Below are 16,640 nucleotides of genomic sequence, written 5' to 3'. Positions count from 1 at the left end.
AGGAAGAACGTGAAGGTTCTCAAAACTTGGAATGGCTTTATTATTGGAGACCTACACTGCATACCTCACTGTTTATCTATATTAAGCAGTTTATCGCTTTTGGTGATCGAGTGTGTTTGAAATATAGGCTTTCGTGGATAGGGCTAAGTACCTTATATTAAGCTTGGAAATGGCCGCGCACAAGTTTTCGTGGCGGATAGACGTTTATAAATTAGCTCATGATTAGGTACGACTTAACCCAGAATCTGTTTTAGGCTGCAGGTCTGAAATCAGGTTTGTTCAATACGTAATTAATGCTTATCATGATCCCTCATATTCCAAGAATCGCCGTATGTTTAGGACGAGCATTGTTTCTCCTCCAACCTTTGCAATGAGAGATTTGAACAATTCAAGACTTAAATGCTAATAGCACCACAGCTGTTACAGAATAGTAATATGACCAAGAAGAAGAAACGAATAAAGCGGAAACCAAGTAGACAAAACGCCCTTCGAGCCGCGCCAAGACGAAGGGACAAAAAGCCAAGAACAACAATAGAGAAGTTAGCAATGATTGCAGCATGGGTCATTCTTATTTTAACGATTTTTGTTCTAACGGTTTATACGATATTATATGATAGATTTTTGGATAGATTTGACTAAAGTAGGCTAATTTAATAAATCAACTTTTGCTCACTTCCACGATATCAAGTTTTGGGTAGTTAGACAGAAAGAATTGAATTAATTTCGTAAGTCCGAAAAGCCGATAGGGTCCTTATAGAGAAAATTTTGTTATTTATCAATCGCTAGCAAAACAAGCTGGCGATTTTTTATTTCAAAGAGATAGGTAATCAATCAAAGCCGATATTTTGTTTGTTAAATGTCAACTTCACGGGAGTATAATGAAGACAATTTTGTATCTTTGCAACAATCGAAATAACTGTACTTATTTGAAGCTGATATCACAAATAGGGAGAATTTTCATCATGTGCATGGTCCTTTCGGGAATCATGAAAAACACTATTCTCTATACAATTTACGAGTATGACAAGGCTTCCTTTATAGCGATGTATTGCAAAAATAAAGATAGGCCACAGCTGAAATGTAATGGCAAATGTAAACTGGCCAAGATGCAGCAGGAGGAAAATGAGAAGAATACAGCCAATGCCCTGAAACAATTACAATCGGAAGTCATCTGCTTTTACCCCCTAAGAACAACACCGTTTTCAGATAAGGAACATTGCTTCTTTATCCTGCCGACAAACGGGATAGTCACAGATACCCAATTATACTCGTTTATATATGTATCGAAATTGGTTAAGCCACCAGAAACCTATTTAGGTTAGAAAATAGCTAGCGTTCCCCTCCATCCATCGACAGAGATTTTATCGTTCAATGCCGGATATTTATATCGGCAGATTGTCGGGTGCATCGGTATCCGGTAAATCGGTCCTTTGTCCATTTTTAATTTTTCCGGTTGCCTGTCTGCACTATTTTATCAAATTGTTAAGTACTCCGAAGGATACGTTAACTGCTTTAATAGGGATGCACATGACGGGCCTCCTAAATCAACTTCTAAAATTTTAAAACATGAATTTTACCAAAATATTTAAATACAGTTGTCTTTTTGCTGTGGTATGCTTTTTTGTTTCCTGCTCCAAAGACGAGAATGTGGCTCCTTCTAACGAACTGGACGGTTTATCGCCGGCGATGACCTTGGTCAATGAGAACCACCAAATAGAGGTTTATACTGCTGATGGGAAATTTTACACAGGTTATAATCGCATTTATTTTCAAATAAGGAATGCCGATGGCTCATTGATCAACAATGCAACCGCCACATGGACACCGGTAATGAACATGATGAATATGAAACATTCCTGCCCTGCTTCTGCAGTGACAAAAAAAGAGAATGCTCAATCGACCTACGGAGGTCATATTGTTTTCCAGATGGCCGGCGGCGATGAAGAGTATTGGGAACTGACCATAAACTATACGATCAACGGCAATGACTATACTGCAAAAAGCAAGATCGAGGTCGGTGCTGCTCCACGGCGGGTAGTAGAGACCTTTCAAGCCAGTGACGGGAAAAACTATGTCATGGCTATGGTCGAACCGACTGCCCCCCGTGTGGCCATCAATGATATGAAAGCAGTGCTTTACCGCATGGAATCTATGATGAATTTCATTCCGGTAGAAGATTACAAGATTAAGATAGATCCAAGAATGCCGGGAATGGGTAACCATACATCGCCCAATAACATGGATCTGACACAAGGTGCGGATGGTGTGTATCTGGGAAAACTTAGTCTGACGATGACCGGATATTGGAAAATTAACCTTCAACTGGAAAATAATGATCAGGATATCATAAAAGGTGAACCTGTGACCGAAACAAACGAGGGTAGCAGCATCTATTTTGAGCTGGAATTTTAATCGATGTACTAATCAAAGAAATTTTTAAACATGTTTCGATTTGTTATACCAGTCATGGCGCTTATGCTGTGTCCGATGATTATTTTTGCCCAAAGGGATACCGTTTCGCAAGCGGATACCTTGACAACAAACCATGAGCTGGAGGAGGTGGTTATTATTTCGCAAAGAACCCCATCGGCAAAGGTTTCTAAGCCCTTAGGGTCTCTGGATAATTATTTGGGAAGCGCGAACACCGTAAATATGATCAGGAGGGGATCGTATGCATGGGAGCCTTATATCAACGGAATGGCCTCGGAACGTAGCGTAATCACAATCGATGGTATGCGGATATATGCTGCATGTACCGACAAAATGGATCCCGTTACGTCATATGTTGACATAACCAATCTTTCAGGTGCAAATATACATAGTGGGCAATCCGGATCCACCGGAGCCACTATTGCGGGAAGCATAGACCTGGAGAGAAAGAAAGGCTCCTTTGGGAAAAAGGCGTTTGACGCAACCATATTCAGCGGTTTTGAGAGTAATAACAGGCAAAAGATAGGAGGTGGTTCTCTTTCATACGCGCATCCAAAGTTTTTTACGGATATAGATTTTTCTTACCGGGGGGCGGAAAATTATAAAGCAGGTGGAGGTAGGGAAGTTCCGTATTCGCAATTCACCAAATACAATACTTCTCTTACTGCAGGATATCAGATCAACGAACATGAGCAGGTGGAAACTTCGTTAATATACGACCATGCGGTCAATATTGGCTATCCGGCCTTAACCATGGATGTTGATTTTGCTAAAGCCATCATCGGATCTGTAGAATATGTGCGACATCATATCTCGCCTACCATAAAGCTATGGGAAACAAAGCTTTATTATAACAACGTCGTTCATAGGATGGATGACAGTAAAAGACCTGATGTACCTATCCGGATGGATATGCCCGGCTGGAGCAAAACGGTGGGTTTCTATTCCATGCTGCAAGGGGAGAATGAAAAACATCGTTGGCAAACCAATTTAAGTGGTCATCGCAATCGTTCTCTGGCGGAGATGACCATGTTTTCAAATGACCCGGCAGAGAAAGATATGTTTATGCTTACCTGGCCGGGCGTTCTAACTAACTATGGTGATGTGTTCATGGAAGATGAATACAGAATTTCCAGCGATTGGTCAACGGATCTCAGCGCAGGAATAGCGGTTCATAACAATGTAGTGGATAATCAATTTGGTTTAGAGAGCCTGAAAATCTTTTATCCAAATATGCAGAGAAGTAAAAGCCGTTTATTAAAGCGTGCATCGGTCCTGTTTAAATACAACAAAAAGGCGTGGAACGTAGCGGCAGGATTGGCTTATGGAGAGCGGGCTCCGAGTGTTTCAGAGGGCTATGGGTTTTATCTATTCAATAGCTTTGACCGCTTTGATTATATCGGGAATCCTGAAATGAAAAATGAAAAATCAGTTTCGGGAAATGCCAGCTTGTCTTACAACTTACCTGATTTTTCAGTAAAACTCTCCGGGTCATGGTTTTTTATAAAGGATTATATTATCGGACGACCTCGAAGTGGGTTGAGCGTAATGACTATTGGCGCAAGTGGTGTCAAAGTTTACGAGCAATTGGAATACGCCCACATTTTCAATACTTCGATTGATTTATACTATGCGTTTTTGCAAAACTTTTCATGGTCTGGCAGACTGGGGTATCGGAGGGGAACAGCAAGGGAAGTAAATAATTTACCCCTGATTCAGCCAGTCACCTATCGTTCCGACTTAGGTTATTCCTTAAATACTTTTTCTGTTGACCTAGCTGTGGACGGAGCGGCAAAACAGAACCGGGTCAACCCGGAATTTGGGGAAAGGCCGCTGCCGTCTTACGCTATACTCAATCTATCCATATCAAACCGGTTTGCTTTTGGACAGCAATCAATGTTAATTAAGGCTGGCGTAGAGAATTTTTTAGATAAAAACTACACCACCTTCTCCGACTGGAACCGGATTCCGAGAATGGGAAGAAATTTCTATTGTAACGTGGTATGGAATTTCTAAGATCGATGTTCGACATAGATAGGTTTCTTCCGTCTATAAGTGGTGAGAATCCATACTTTTTGGCAAGTTGACCTATGGTGCAATCTAGATTGAAATATATGACGCAACATTATTAAGACATCAATCGGACTGATATTTTCGGCCTCGGCGACGGCATTTGCAGCAGCGGCAGGTCTACTAGCGGAAGTGCCGGTTCTTATCAGTCTGGTACACTTAGGTCTTTACTTCAAGTGACAATTCTTTTGCGGGAACGAAAGGGAGAGGCTAAAGGTAAAAATGATGGCTAAATAATTGTATCCGACTTTTGGTGTGCTGCTCACCCGGCGGTGAACGATGTGGACTTTTCGTCGCCACCTATCCGTTCCATGATTGCAATCGCTCCTTTCTTCTCGCTTTTCTTCCAATAGAAAAGTAGCTTAACCGTCGATTTTTTTTCTGTATACTCAAATGTCTAATGTTTAATAACATTGAGTTAAAAGAAAATATAGAAAAGATACGAAATACTGAATATAATCAGTGAAATAGATGTATTTCCTTTAGTATCCCTGTAGGGAATAAGTAAGCTTGTTTTATATTTTTCAGGGCCAAGTCGTATCAGACACTGACTTCCAAAAGTTCATATAAAGCATTGCTTATAAAAGGTGTTATCCGATTTGCTTACCTTTGCTTTTTATCAATCTTTTTCTTGAAAATATAGTTGGATCGGATTAAAATCGTTTTAATATGACACATTTCCTATTGACATTGATTCTTCTGGGTGCACTTCAAGGTTTTATTTGTGGTGGATTACTGGTGGCTCGAAGACGGGCAACGCTGTCTGAAAAATTATTGGGAACGTTAATTTCTGTCATTGCATTGGCCAATCTGAATATTTTTTTGTGGTATCAACAGCTATCTTCTTTTTGGACTTCGGTAGGAAATATGCTTCCATTGATGTTATTCATGGCCATAGGCCCATTGCTCCTTCTTTATGTGCGCACGCTGTTAAAGAACGAGTATAGTTTAGCAAAAAGAGATTGGCTCCACTTCGTGCCCGTTTTGTTTGATCTATTACCTTACCTGATTGCCGGTAGTTTTTACTTGGGGATTTTGCATAAAATGCCATTCGTTTTTATCGACTATTATAACACATACGTGGATGTTTTACGCTGGATTTCGTTAACAGCATATGTTGGATTGGCCTGGAAAATGGTGTATAAGAACAATCAAGAGATGAATGCAATGGTAAGAATATTGAGGCGGACCATAATGCCCTTCCTCATTTTTCAGGGGATATGCTGATTTTCCTCTTAATCTATATTCTACCGGCATATCAAACAGCTTTAATCCAATCTGTAGGCTGGTTCTCATTATATATTCCCTTGTCTGCGCTTATTTACTGGATTGGATTTATGGGATTTAACTTAATTAAATTACCCCTTGCGCGGCAAAAGGCTCAAAAGTGCCGTACGTATTTTGCTGATGAAAAAATAGGTGAGGCCATAAAGCAACTTAGGCATGCTATGGAGCACGACGAGCTCTATCTTGATCCGGAATTGAACCTCAGTAATTTAGTGAATTATTCCGGATTATCGCAAAAGCTTATTTCATCCGTTCTGAACCAATATATGAACACCAGCTTTACTGAATTTGTAAACAGGTATAGAGTTGAGGCATTTAAAAGGAAGATATGTGAGGCTGATATGCAGCGTTATTCGATAAAGGGAATCGCTTTGGAATGCGGATTTAGTTCTTTAGCAACGTTTCAACGTGTATTTAAACAGATGACGGGTCAAGTACCATCCTCCTTTCGCCAAGCGAATGGGCTTCCAACAATCCTCAAATCTAGATTTGAGGATAAGTAAGGTTTGTAGCTGCTCAGAGAAGCTGCATCTTTGCCAAAAAAAACAAAAGATGCGCTATTTAGTTCCCATACTCTTACTGGTTGCTTTTGCTGCACACTCGCAGGAGCATTCCGCTAATTTAATTAACCTCGTCGAGCAAAGACTTACTGCAAGTACACTTATAAAGGACACCTTATCCGGTAGCAAAATAGAAAGCCGCATGATCGATTGGAAAGTCAATGGTTTGAGTTTGGCTGTAATCAATGATGGTGCCTTAGCATGGACGAAAGTTTATGGTTTAAGAAACGCAATGGATACGGGTAGTAAACTTGATACGGCAACTTTATTTCAATGCGCTTCCATCGGGAAAATTGTTACAACATTGGCGGCCTTGTATCTGGTAGATAAGGGATATCTCACTCTTGATGAAGATGTGAATAATAAGCTGCTGAGTTGGAAGATACCCGAAAACGATTTTACAGCGCAACACAAGGTAACCTTAAGAGACCTTTTAACCCACACTGCGGGATTGATGGACGGCTACGGTTTTTTGGGATACGCTCCCGGTGAAAAAATCCCTAGTCTATTATCGATCTTAAATGCAATAGATCCTGCCAATAACAGGAAGAAATTGATCGTTGGCGCCGTACCGGGATCTATTGAACGCTATTCAGGCGGAGGATTCATTATTATTCAACAATTAATAGAAGATATTACAAAATTACCATTTGAAAACTTTGTCGACAGTGTGGTATTCAAGCCATTAGGGATGATACATAGTACTTATAACTGCACTCCCGATAAGTCGCTCGGCCGTCCTATCGCTATTGCACACCGTGATAACGGAAAACCTTACAAACAATTTGATTATAGAGTCTATCCGGAAAAGGCGGCCACCGGTTTTTGGAGTACAGCCACAGATTTAGCCCGATTGATGATCGGAATACAAAAAATGAGGGTGGGAGAAACAAATTTGCTCGGTAGGCAAGTCATAGGGCAGATGTTAAGGCCGCAAATCAACGCCATGGGACTTGGCGTTCATCTAAAGGGCGACAGTTCTGTTGCCGGTTTTTGGCATGCGGGAAACAATGCAGGATTTACGGGAATAGTGATGGCTACCTGCGAAACCGGACAGGGGGCAGTGGTGCTGACAAATTCAAACAGGGGTGAATGGCTGGCCATGGAAATATTGAGGAGTGTAGCGAAAGCGTATGACTGGCCTATTACCTTATCATTTCTGCCTACATCGGTGCCTGAAATGGCGGAATATTGCGGTTCCTATGCTACTGCAGATAAGAAAACATTGAAAATCGATGCCGAAAAGGAACGACTGTATTTTACCAGAAATGGCAATAAAAAGAAGTTCTATATTTACCAGATCGAAAAGGATAATTTCAGGATTACCGAGAAGCCGGATAATCTGCTTTTTATTTTTAAGAGAGATAGAGAAGGGCGCGTTATTGGGCTTTCCATGTATGAAAATGCCGGACAATCCCATTTCTTTTTGGACAAGCTATAAAGGCTCTCTGCCCGGAAATGTTATGGAATAATAATATATCTTCCGAAAGCATTTGTTCGTGTACGGATTATCCGTTACCATTTATACGTCAGGAAAGGTAGCGATAATAAGATAAGATATTTCATACAGCCGTATGGTAATAGGCTTTCTGGCTTTCACTTTCGCAAAATGAGGTTTAAAGGGCTTTCTGAAATATAAAGATAGTTTATATTAAAAGCTACCAAACAAAATGCAAGGTTTTGTCTTTTTTAAATATAAAGTGAGCGCAATGAAAAAGACAAGCATGGTATTGGTCATAGTAATAACCTTTGCGGCCATGAGCCCGCTCATGGCACAAGAACGAGGGCATGGTCATGAAACGTATGGGATAAAAAGTCTAGAGTCTTCAGAAAGGGATGCCTATCAGCGACCCGAAAAAGTATTACAATATCTGGGGGATATAAAGGACAAGACGGTCATGGACATTGGCGCGGGAACCGGCTATTTCTCTGTGAAATTGGCGGATAAAGGTGCCCGCGTGATCGCCGCAGATGTGGACGATCAGCTGCAGACATACTTAAAGGAACGCATTGAAAAAAATAATCTGAAAAATATCGAACTGCGCAAAATCCCTTACAACAGTCCATCTCTGCAAAAGGATGAGGTAGATATGGTTTTTATGGCTAACACTTATCACCACATAAAAAGTCGACCGGATTATTTTGCAAAAGTGAAACGGGGTACAAAGGAAAATGGTACACTGGTCATCATCGATTTCTTCAAGATCGATCTCCCGGTTGGACCACCGACCAGCGAAAAGGTATCTTTGGACGATGTAATTTTCGAACTGAAAGCTGCGGGATATACCACATTTGCGGTGGAAGTAGGCCTGTTACCATACCAATTTATCGTTAAAGCAAACTAATCTCCGCTCTGAGCCACCCTGAAGCACTTCGATAAGGGGTTGTTGAATTCTAAATTCTACTTTGGGAAAAACTTTTTTGGCAACCATGTTGAGAATCAGGTAGTCGGGAGCAATTTTAGATTTTGGAGTTAAGGTCAATCCATGTTGACCGCTTGTTATCTGATCTAAATTGTGAGCAAGTCCTTCATATAAAAAATACTTGCCAAAGGAGACAGAGTCTGTTGGATCTCATTCGTTGTTTTGTCTTTATAAGTGCAAACAACAATTGGAATATCTGTCACGTTGAACAAACTGAGAAGAGATGGATCTCTTAAGTATGTTAAAGCGAAAATGCCCAATACCAGTCATAGTGCTAACTCGTGGACATAATGGATGTATTCATGATATAGTGTTGGATAATTCTCCTTTTGGAGTTTCATCTGATCTTCATCCGAGAACGTATGATCTTCAAAATTATAACTAAATATTTCCGAACGAAGTTTTTCGGTAAAAATCTTGATAAAGAATTTATTAACCAAGTATACTCCTGCATACCGGACTCCAAGCCTCTTTAAATCCTTATTTATCTTGGGCGAAAGTGTGTTGCTCGTCATTGATGGTTTGAGTTTTTTCAACTAGCCAGGGCACAAAGATAAAGCTCTGGAATATGGAAAAGATATATGGATGAAGTTTATGCTTCCAACGCAGCATATGTTATATTTCGGAATTCAGGTTAAAAAAGGCAAGTTAGATTCAGCAGGCGCTTCAAAATCTGGTAATACGAATATTGCAGAAATATTTAACCAAGTTTTAATGATGACTGGCCATGAGATTTTTGATCCTGAGATTGGCAAAAACGTTTTGGTGGATCACGCCTTTATTGTAGCTGGAGGAGAAATAACAAAGGCTGCTAAGAATTGGCTCGGTGGTATGCTTGACAGTTCTAAACGTAGTCAAATAATGTTTATAGATAGGGAGGATATTCTAAACTTGTTTATTGTTAATAATTTGCCACTCCCACCGTCATCGCTTCCTAGTGTAGAAGTCGAGGACGATGATTTACCATTTTAGCGTTCATCACGAGTTATCTAAATTCTATTCATGAAATTGAATTTACTCGTCCCTAAAAATATGATCTTTCCGCAATTCGATCTCCTTAAAAACGAAAATGAAAATAAGTTGGAATTTGAAATCAATTCAATTGGGCGTTTGCCTTTAGAGTTGAAAGTACTCACTACCCTTAATTATAGTGACTGACAATCCCTGTATGTTGAGGATGTGTTTATTTTTTGCTTAAAAAATTTTTCATCTAAATATTTCTCCGTACTTTGTTTGTGAGAATATTATTAACAATTTATAGATAATCTAATTGGCAGTACCTTTATCTGAATTCGTAAAATTTTACCCACTAAGGGCTAAAAATCTTTGTTGGTTATTTGGGGCTGGCAGTTCCGTTTCTGCCGGTGTTCCGTCAGCATATGATCTCACTTGGGATTTCAAGAGACGGATATATTGTGCAGACCAAGCCTATCCATTGTCTCTTTTTAGTAATTTGACAGATCCCGGAAAAAAAGAGCAGATCCAAAGCTATTTTGACAGGGAAGGTAACTGCCCCAGTCTTGACAGCGCAGAGGAATATTCTTACTATTTTGAACGAGCATTTCTTTCTGCCAGGGACAGAAGTGATTACATAGCAAAACAAACGGCTGGTATGCAACTTACCTATGGACACAAAGTGATGGGAATACTGATGAAACATAAGTATCTCAACTTGATCTTTACAACAAATTTCGATAAAGCTTTTGAGAATGTTGCTAGTGGACAGTTCCAGAAACTTGAAAGCTGGTATGCCGCGGACTTGGACAGCGGGGAGAATGGAATGAAGTTTTTTCAATCTGGTAATCGACCGCTGATTGTCAAACTTCACGGTGATTATTTCTCAGACAAAACAAAGAATACAATCGAGGAACTAAAGGCACAGGATAAAAGACTAAGAGATATATTGTCCATTTCGTTAGATACAAATGGGTTATGTGTAATGGGATATAGTGGTAGGGACAAATCTATTATGGAGGTTCTACAAGAAGCCGTGAAGAAACAAAGCGCTCTTTCGGGAGGTCTGTTCTGGTTTACAAGAGTGGGTACGCAACCTATGAAGGAAGTTTCAGAGCTAATAGAGACGGCTAAGAAAAATGGTAAACAGGCAGAAATTGTCGAGATAGAAACATTTGATACCGCTTGGGCAGATATCATCAAAGGGTTTGATAATCTTCCAAAGGAAGATATGGAAAACTTAAATAAGAATTATCATCGGCTTACCAATAATCCGATTCCAATAGTAGGCAAGAAGTATCCCTTGTTGAGATTAAATGCAATCCCTATTTTAGGATATCCTGCTACAGCAAGGCTATATAAGTGTGATGCCGGTAATACCAAAGAAATTAAGGATTTTATTGCAAAAAGTATGGTCGATATTCTTGCGATCCGTAAACAAGCAGGTATAGTCGGCTTTGGTCCAGATAAAGACTTCAATTCTGCTTTTAGTAGCTATGGAGATTATGACACAGATTTGTTCCAGATAACTGATAAGGATCTGATTTATGATGATTCGTCAATGAAAAATCTGATAACTATGGCTCTTCTTAAGGCGTTGACTCAGGGGAAACCGTTTAGAATGACAAAAAGAAGAGAACGATATTTATTGTTTCCTAATCCTAAAAAGCTAACGGAGCAATTTTTTAATCCATTGAGAGTTTCGCTGACAAACATTTCCGGAACCATACCTAAGTCAAGATTGACTTGGGTGGTAGCATTGGAAATTAGTATACAATATAATCTTTCAACTCCGTTACTAATCCTTACACCTACAATAATTGCCTCAAAAACCTCGGAGAAGACAGAAAGCAGATTAGCAGCACCATTTATCAAGGAAATGACGGCTAGATGGTACAATCAAAAATATGATTTGATTTTAAATAGTTGGCTAAGCTTAATTTTTGGTGGGGATAAAGAAGTAACAATAACTGCATATCAAAGAACGATAAATGGAATAAATGCTTCATTCAGGCTTTCAAGAACTACTGCCTTTACGAAAACACCTTAAAATTTATGGAATTTCCGGCTTTTCACGTAATACCCGAACCCAAACTCACTTTTGAAGCATTTTCAAATGCACAAGATGTGCACCCTTTACGGGGTTTAAAAAATCTACAGCCTTATTCCAGTAGACTAAATCCGATTGAGAAAATAAGGATTGCAGCAATATATCCTGCTGGAACTTATGGGGTCCTCCAGACACTTGTACGAGAACTCCATTCTATGCATATTCCAAAAGAGCGGCATGTTTATCTGGAGGAATTTACAGGTGTAGAAAGCATCTTTAAAACTAAGGTTGAGCTTGTCTCAGAGAACACTTCAATTGCACTGGAATCTGACAAAGTATTTAAGGTGGGTGTCGAGCCCTATATAGCACTTAGTGAGTCGATAGGGCTTGCTATCCGTGAAATGGCAAAACGACTACTAGACTATGATGTTCTAGTTATTTATCTCCCCGACAGTTGGTCTGCAGGATTTGAACATTTAGAAGCAGGATTTGACCTTCACGACTTTATCAAGGCGACCTCGGCTATGCAGAATATTGCAAGTCAAGTGCTAAGAGAGAGCAGTGCAATTAGATATAAATGTAGGTGCAGTGTGATGTGGCGACTGTCGATCGCATTATATGTTAAGGCGGGAGGTATCCCATGGAAGCTTTCTTCTATTGATCAAAATTCTGCCTTTATCGGTTTGAGCTACGCGACAAGGCTTAATCCAAATACCAATCAATTCGATTTTACTACTTGTTGTAGTCAAGTATTCGATTCTGATGGAACAGGTTTAGAGTTTGTTGCTTATGACGCAACTGAAATCGAAGCAAGAGTCGGGGGAAATCCTTTCTTGTCTAGAGCTGAAATGAGAAAGTTAATGTCGCGTAGTCTTGAGCTTTATCAAAGAAAACATGCTGGAAGAAGACCTGAAAGATTAATCGTGCATAAAACCTCTCAGTTTACAAAAAGCGAGATAGATGGTGCATTTGATGCAATACCAGGAAATATCAATCTCGAATTACTTCAAATTGTTCAAGAGACAAATTGGAGAGCAATTCATTATGTTAAAAAAGGAGACAAGAAAGGGCCTGATAATTATCCTTTGACAAGAGGCTCATATTTTCAAATTGGAACCCAAGAGGTATTGCTCTGGACGCAGGGAAATACTGTATTGAATGGCAAAAATTATTTTAAGGAAGGTAAGAATATACCTGCGCCTATTTTGATAAGAAGATTTGCAGGTGATGGAGGGTGGGATAGTAATTGTCAGGCGATTTTAGGCCTTACTAAGATGAACTGGAATCATGATGCACTATATGATAGGCTTCCCGTAACATTAGGATATGCACATACTTTAGCAACAACAATAAAAAGAATGAATAAGCTAATTAATAAGCCTTATGAATTTAGATATTTCATCTAAACTTCCTTTGATGAGGCAATTCTAATAATGATACTGGTTTATGATAATAGTCTTTGTAACAAAGAGTAGACCGTCGAGAAAAAGACCTGCTTCGTGCGATGAAACAGGCTTAAAAGCATTTGTTAGCATTTAGAACAGTTTCAAAATCTTCGAATAAGGTTGGCTTCCAGCAACTCTCCCATATAAGGAGACATCACATAACAGTTCTCTCCTTTTTTATACCAATAAAATTTTGTGACCCAAACTGTTACTATCCGGTTATACTCAGTGGATACTTGCTATTCAGACTAGAACTGTATAATCAATTATGGCTCAAAGAAATCTTACAGTTTTCTTTTAAACTACTATACAAAAGAGTTTTACAAAATCTGTCAAAACGAACCGTATAATTTTTACAAGTGTTATTTTCAAAAGTTTCCTAGATTCTTGTATTAATTTCATATCCTCGTAAAGGATCGACAATGCGCAGATTTTCCTGCCGAATAAGCTGAAGTTAATGACTCAGAGACTCTAAGAAACTGAAAATTTGTATGAGGGGTTCTCCTGGAATCCCGCTCTCTCCGGTAAGCGGATTAATTAAACGGGACTTCACGGCTATAGTTCTAGTTCCAACTTCTGATGATATGAAAATTCTTTCTGTTTTTTTACTATTAAAGGCTTAGCTATCGCGGGCAAAGACGGGGAAACAGTGAGAATACACTGTTTGCGATTTTATAAAAAAGCTAGGGCTAAGCGTTTATCAATTTTAATATTGTCATTTCAATGTTATTTAATAAAAAAAATAAAAAGATTTATGTCATTTACTTAGGCTTACTTTGTGTTTACGAATGGTTACGAAATCTTTGTTACTTATTTGTTACTCGTAAAAAATTGATTTGGATTAACCTCTTTATTTATAGCAAGATACAATCTGTTTCAAGTTTCTGCATTGGCAAGTAAGTGCCGTAAATAGAAACACAAAAACCATCTATCGCGCTGATAGATGGTTTTTATCTAGAAAGTATAGCACGTAACTAACGTGTACAATCGGCTGTCCACGTACCATTATCGTTTGATACCAGCATTTTCAAGGTATTCGCGGTTATGGTGATGCCGGTAAGTCCGTCGCCTATACTAACGTAAGTGTTGTCCCCCTGTTGCTGGAACTTAACGCCATTAATATTGGGGATGCTACTACCAAAATCGAAGGTATACGAATCATCGACTTTGACAACAGTTACACGGCCATCGTCATCCGCAATGGTCTCGCTTCCGTTGCTGAAGGTGATGGTTCCGTTGTATGTCCCTACAAAGAAATCGTTGTCTGCCGGATCGTCGTCTTTACTACACCCCACAGTAAACAAGAGCATGGCAATGGCCAACATGCCTAAAAATTTAATTTTGCTTTTCATAGTAATATAGATATTTAGCACTAGATAAGGCAAGCACCATGCCAAATGCAGTTGATGCAAATTTAAATGGCAAGAAGCTGTATTCGATTATCAAAGCCTCGGTTTTTCTAGGGAATCGTTTGGTGACTGATTCGGGATAATGAACCGTCATCCATGTATATGTTCTCTTTTTCCGTAAGATTGAATGAGCTTACCTTCAAATTCCAACCATTCTTTCCAGCGTTTATCCACATCTACATCGAGGGTGTATTTACGTGCAAAATTTAAAAAAGTAGTGTAATGATTGGCTTCTGAGACCATGAGGTCATAATAAAATTTGGCCAATTCTTCGTCCGCTATATTTTGGGATAGCACGCGAAAACGCTCGCAACTGCGAGCCTCAATCATGGCTGCAAAGAGTAATCGATCAATAAAAGCGGTATTTCGGCTGCCGTCTTTTTTAGAGAATCGCATCAGCTGGTTTACATAGTCGTCCTTCCGCTCTCTGCCGAGTGTATAACCTCGTTTTTTGATGATATCAATTACCATTTGGAAATGCTGCATTTCTTCAATAGCAATCGCCGTTAATTCGTGCACTAAATCTTCATGTTCGGAATTGTTGGTAATTAACGAAATGGCGTTAGAGGCTGCTTTCTGCTCGCACCAAGCATGGTCTGTTAAGATCTCTTCCAAATTTGTTTGCGCAATATTCGCCCAACGGGGGTCTGTCAGTAGTTTTAATCCAAGCATAGCAAAGTCTTTTCCATGCAAACTTAGGGAAAAGCTTTTAATTTAGAAGGGACGATTGAGTCGTTAAGTGGTTGAGTCGTTAAGTGGTTGAGTGGTTAAGTGGTTGAGTGGTTGAGTGGTTAAGTGGTTGAGTGGTTGAGAAAGAGATCACAGAGGTGACCCGTGTGCTTCCCGGTAACGTGGAAGATAACCATAGCCGGTACCTCGAGGCGATCATTGATGACACGCTTATCTGCTGTTTGTACCTGCCCAACGGCAATCCCTATCCCGGGCCTAAGTTTGACTATAAGATGGCCTGGATCAAACGCTTTAAAAAGCGAGCTGCCCAGCTGATAAAAATGGATATTCCCGCCATTCTGATCGGTGATTTTAACATTATCCCTACAGAGCTGGACGTATATAAACCCCAAAAATGGGAAAACAACGCCCTGTACCGCATGGAGGCAAGAAAAGAATTTAAATCCCTGCTCAAACAGGGATGGACGGATTCCGTCCGTAGGCTATTTCCCGATCAGGCCGTCTATACCTTTTGGGATTACCTGTGGAACGCCTACGGCCGAAATGCCGGTCTCCGATTGGATCACATTTTATTGAGCCCCAAGATTGCGCCCCGGTTAATCGAGGGTGGCATCGACCGACATGTTCGTGGCTGGCAAAAGAGCAGTGACCATGCGCCGGTATGGATCCGCTTGAAAGCAAAGTGAATCGGTTAGATTTTCTGCTGCAGAAGGTTCTGTAAAGCACATTTTATTAGAGCTATCCTACGACTGATTGCATCATTTTCCGGCAAGTATATAACCCGATGTAAAGTCGTTTATGTGCTTAGCAAAGCACGCTGCTTGCAGTAATCACCTTCCAGTCCCCGTTAAATAACTTCCAGACTCTGGTAAACTTAACACGGCTTTCAAATGGCTGGTTCAGGTAAACGCCCCTAATCTCCTTAGTGACCACCACTTTTCAGATATCTCCGAATAGGTGCAACTGCCGTTCTGAGGCAGCCAGTTCGGTAATTTTTAAATCCCCGCTGATATGAGGGGCCATATCCTCCTTTTTGGAAAGCACCATTCCCAGGTGATTAACAAATAGCAACTCATCGTGAAGCAACTGATCCAGTACCTCTACATTGCTGTTTAAGATGGCTGTAATAAGTTGTGCTTCTAACTTTAAAATTTCGCTCTCCATGGCGGTTTGTTTTATAGATGATACCGCTAAAAGTATAAAATTAATCTCTAAAACACCACGCGAAACGTCAGTTGGATATTCTAGGATAAATTTCCAGTGAGTTTTGCTAACTCCTCTGTGGTAAATTCGTAATCTGCCGACCACATATTTTCCTGTAA

At 39.9% G+C, this 16,640-nt stretch carries 16 protein-coding genes; 12 read left to right on the top strand and 4 right to left on the bottom strand.

Features of this window, described 5'->3' with window-relative positions; genetic code table 11:
- Positions 1-926: 926 nt before the first annotated feature.
- From QT327_RS16465 to QT327_RS16435, 7 genes are all read left to right on the top strand, one after another.
- Positions 927-1,322: a hypothetical protein gene (locus QT327_RS16465; protein ID WP_289553411.1), complete on the top strand. Its 396-nt coding sequence runs from the start codon at positions 927-929 to the stop codon at positions 1,320-1,322.
- A gap of 244 nt (positions 1,323-1,566) precedes the next feature.
- Positions 1,567-2,412 (top strand): FixH family protein, encoded by an 846-nt coding sequence (locus QT327_RS16460; protein WP_289553409.1) that lies wholly within the window; start codon positions 1,567-1,569, stop codon positions 2,410-2,412.
- Positions 2,413-2,442: 30 nt separating this feature from the next.
- Positions 2,443-4,446: a TonB-dependent receptor plug domain-containing protein gene (locus QT327_RS16455; protein ID WP_289553408.1), complete on the top strand. Its 2,004-nt coding sequence runs from the start codon at positions 2,443-2,445 to the stop codon at positions 4,444-4,446.
- A gap of 723 nt (positions 4,447-5,169) precedes the next feature.
- Entirely contained in the window at positions 5,170-5,727 is a 558-nt protein-coding gene (locus tag QT327_RS16450; protein ID WP_289553406.1) for a hypothetical protein, read from the top strand.
- A gap of 110 nt (positions 5,728-5,837) precedes the next feature.
- The gene (locus tag QT327_RS16445) at positions 5,838-6,290 is read left to right on the top strand and encodes a helix-turn-helix domain-containing protein (RefSeq protein WP_289553405.1); all 453 of its coding nucleotides are present in this window, start codon (positions 5,838-5,840) and stop codon (positions 6,288-6,290) included.
- Between the two features lie 49 nt (positions 6,291-6,339).
- On the top strand, positions 6,340-7,788 hold the full coding sequence (locus QT327_RS16440; protein WP_289553403.1) for a serine hydrolase domain-containing protein: 1,449 nt from the start codon (positions 6,340-6,342) through the stop codon (positions 7,786-7,788).
- Positions 7,789-8,056: 268 nt separating this feature from the next.
- A complete protein-coding gene (locus QT327_RS16435; protein WP_130857289.1) occupies positions 8,057-8,692 on the top strand; it encodes a class I SAM-dependent methyltransferase in 636 nt (211 codons plus the stop codon).
- A 344-nt stretch (positions 8,693-9,036) separates the two neighbouring features.
- Here the strand turns inward: QT327_RS16435 and QT327_RS16430 are convergent, their stop codons facing one another.
- Positions 9,037-9,285, bottom strand: coding sequence for a hypothetical protein (locus QT327_RS16430; RefSeq protein WP_289553401.1), 249 nt, complete (start codon positions 9,283-9,285; stop codon positions 9,037-9,039).
- Positions 9,286-9,355: 70 nt separating this feature from the next.
- On the opposite strand from QT327_RS16430, the gene QT327_RS16425 reads away from it, so the two are divergent.
- The 4 genes from QT327_RS16425 (at position 9,356) to QT327_RS16410 (ending at position 13,180) form a co-directional block, all read left to right on the top strand.
- Positions 9,356-9,742: a hypothetical protein gene (locus QT327_RS16425; protein WP_289553399.1), complete on the top strand. Its 387-nt coding sequence runs from the start codon at positions 9,356-9,358 to the stop codon at positions 9,740-9,742.
- Between the two features lie 30 nt (positions 9,743-9,772).
- Positions 9,773-9,928 (top strand): hypothetical protein, encoded by a 156-nt coding sequence (locus QT327_RS16420; protein WP_289553398.1) that lies wholly within the window; start codon positions 9,773-9,775, stop codon positions 9,926-9,928.
- A 112-nt stretch (positions 9,929-10,040) separates the two neighbouring features.
- A complete protein-coding gene (locus QT327_RS16415; protein WP_289553396.1) occupies positions 10,041-11,774 on the top strand; it encodes an SIR2 family protein in 1,734 nt (577 codons plus the stop codon).
- A 5-nt stretch (positions 11,775-11,779) separates the two neighbouring features.
- Positions 11,780-13,180, top strand: coding sequence for an argonaute/piwi family protein (locus QT327_RS16410; RefSeq protein WP_289553395.1), 1,401 nt, complete (start codon positions 11,780-11,782; stop codon positions 13,178-13,180).
- A gap of 1,013 nt (positions 13,181-14,193) precedes the next feature.
- On the opposite strand, the gene QT327_RS16405 is transcribed toward QT327_RS16410, so the two are convergent.
- Complete coding sequence (locus QT327_RS16405) at positions 14,194-14,571, bottom strand: hypothetical protein (protein ID WP_013667380.1); 378 nt, start codon at positions 14,569-14,571, stop codon at positions 14,194-14,196.
- Positions 14,572-14,718: 147 nt separating this feature from the next.
- A complete protein-coding gene (locus tag QT327_RS16400; protein ID WP_130855688.1) occupies positions 14,719-15,300 on the bottom strand; it encodes a MiaE family protein in 582 nt (193 codons plus the stop codon).
- A 131-nt stretch (positions 15,301-15,431) separates the two neighbouring features.
- Here QT327_RS16400 and QT327_RS16395 point away from each other — a divergent pair, with 131 nt between their 5' ends.
- On the top strand, positions 15,432-16,004 hold the full coding sequence (locus tag QT327_RS16395) for an exodeoxyribonuclease III (RefSeq protein ID WP_289553393.1): 573 nt from the start codon (positions 15,432-15,434) through the stop codon (positions 16,002-16,004).
- A gap of 253 nt (positions 16,005-16,257) precedes the next feature.
- On the opposite strand, the gene QT327_RS16390 is transcribed toward QT327_RS16395, so the two are convergent.
- Positions 16,258-16,482 carry a nuclear transport factor 2 family protein gene (locus QT327_RS16390; RefSeq protein WP_149105775.1) on the bottom strand — a complete coding sequence of 75 codons (225 nt, stop codon included), beginning with the start codon at positions 16,480-16,482 and terminating at the stop codon, positions 16,258-16,260.
- Between the last annotated feature and the right edge of the window lie 158 nt (positions 16,483-16,640).

The sequence above is a fragment of the Olivibacter sp. 47 genome (genome assembly GCF_030372825.1).
Taxonomy (GTDB): Bacteria; Bacteroidota; Bacteroidia; order Sphingobacteriales; family Sphingobacteriaceae; genus Olivibacter; species Olivibacter oleidegradans.
The sequence above is the reverse complement of the archived record's forward strand: the minus strand, read 5'-3'. Positions and strand labels throughout refer to the sequence as shown.

Excerpts from the sequence above, each read along its gene's own strand:
- QT327_RS16445 (WP_289553405.1), top strand. The coding sequence starts at position 5,838 with ATGGGATTTAACTTAATTAAATTACCCCTTGCGCGGCAAAAGGCTCAA.
- QT327_RS16430 (WP_289553401.1), bottom strand. The coding sequence starts at position 9,285 with ATGACGAGCAACACACTTTCGCCCAAGATAAATAAGGATTTAAAGAGG.
- QT327_RS16435 (WP_130857289.1), top strand. The coding sequence starts at position 8,057 with ATGAAAAAGACAAGCATGGTATTGGTCATAGTAATAACCTTTGCGGCC.
- QT327_RS16400 (WP_130855688.1), bottom strand. The coding sequence starts at position 15,300 with ATGCTTGGATTAAAACTACTGACAGACCCCCGTTGGGCGAATATTGCG.
- QT327_RS16425 (WP_289553399.1), top strand. The coding sequence starts at position 9,356 with ATGAAGTTTATGCTTCCAACGCAGCATATGTTATATTTCGGAATTCAG.
- QT327_RS16450 (WP_289553406.1), top strand. The coding sequence starts at position 5,170 with ATGACACATTTCCTATTGACATTGATTCTTCTGGGTGCACTTCAAGGT.
- QT327_RS16420 (WP_289553398.1), top strand. The coding sequence starts at position 9,773 with ATGAAATTGAATTTACTCGTCCCTAAAAATATGATCTTTCCGCAATTC.
- QT327_RS16460 (WP_289553409.1), top strand. The coding sequence starts at position 1,567 with ATGAATTTTACCAAAATATTTAAATACAGTTGTCTTTTTGCTGTGGTA.
- QT327_RS16440 (WP_289553403.1), top strand. The coding sequence starts at position 6,340 with ATGCGCTATTTAGTTCCCATACTCTTACTGGTTGCTTTTGCTGCACAC.
- QT327_RS16390 (WP_149105775.1), bottom strand. The coding sequence starts at position 16,482 with ATGGAGAGCGAAATTTTAAAGTTAGAAGCACAACTTATTACAGCCATC.
- QT327_RS16410 (WP_289553395.1), top strand. The coding sequence starts at position 11,780 with ATGGAATTTCCGGCTTTTCACGTAATACCCGAACCCAAACTCACTTTT.
- QT327_RS16405 (WP_013667380.1), bottom strand. The coding sequence starts at position 14,571 with ATGAAAAGCAAAATTAAATTTTTAGGCATGTTGGCCATTGCCATGCTC.
- QT327_RS16455 (WP_289553408.1), top strand. The coding sequence starts at position 2,443 with ATGTTTCGATTTGTTATACCAGTCATGGCGCTTATGCTGTGTCCGATG.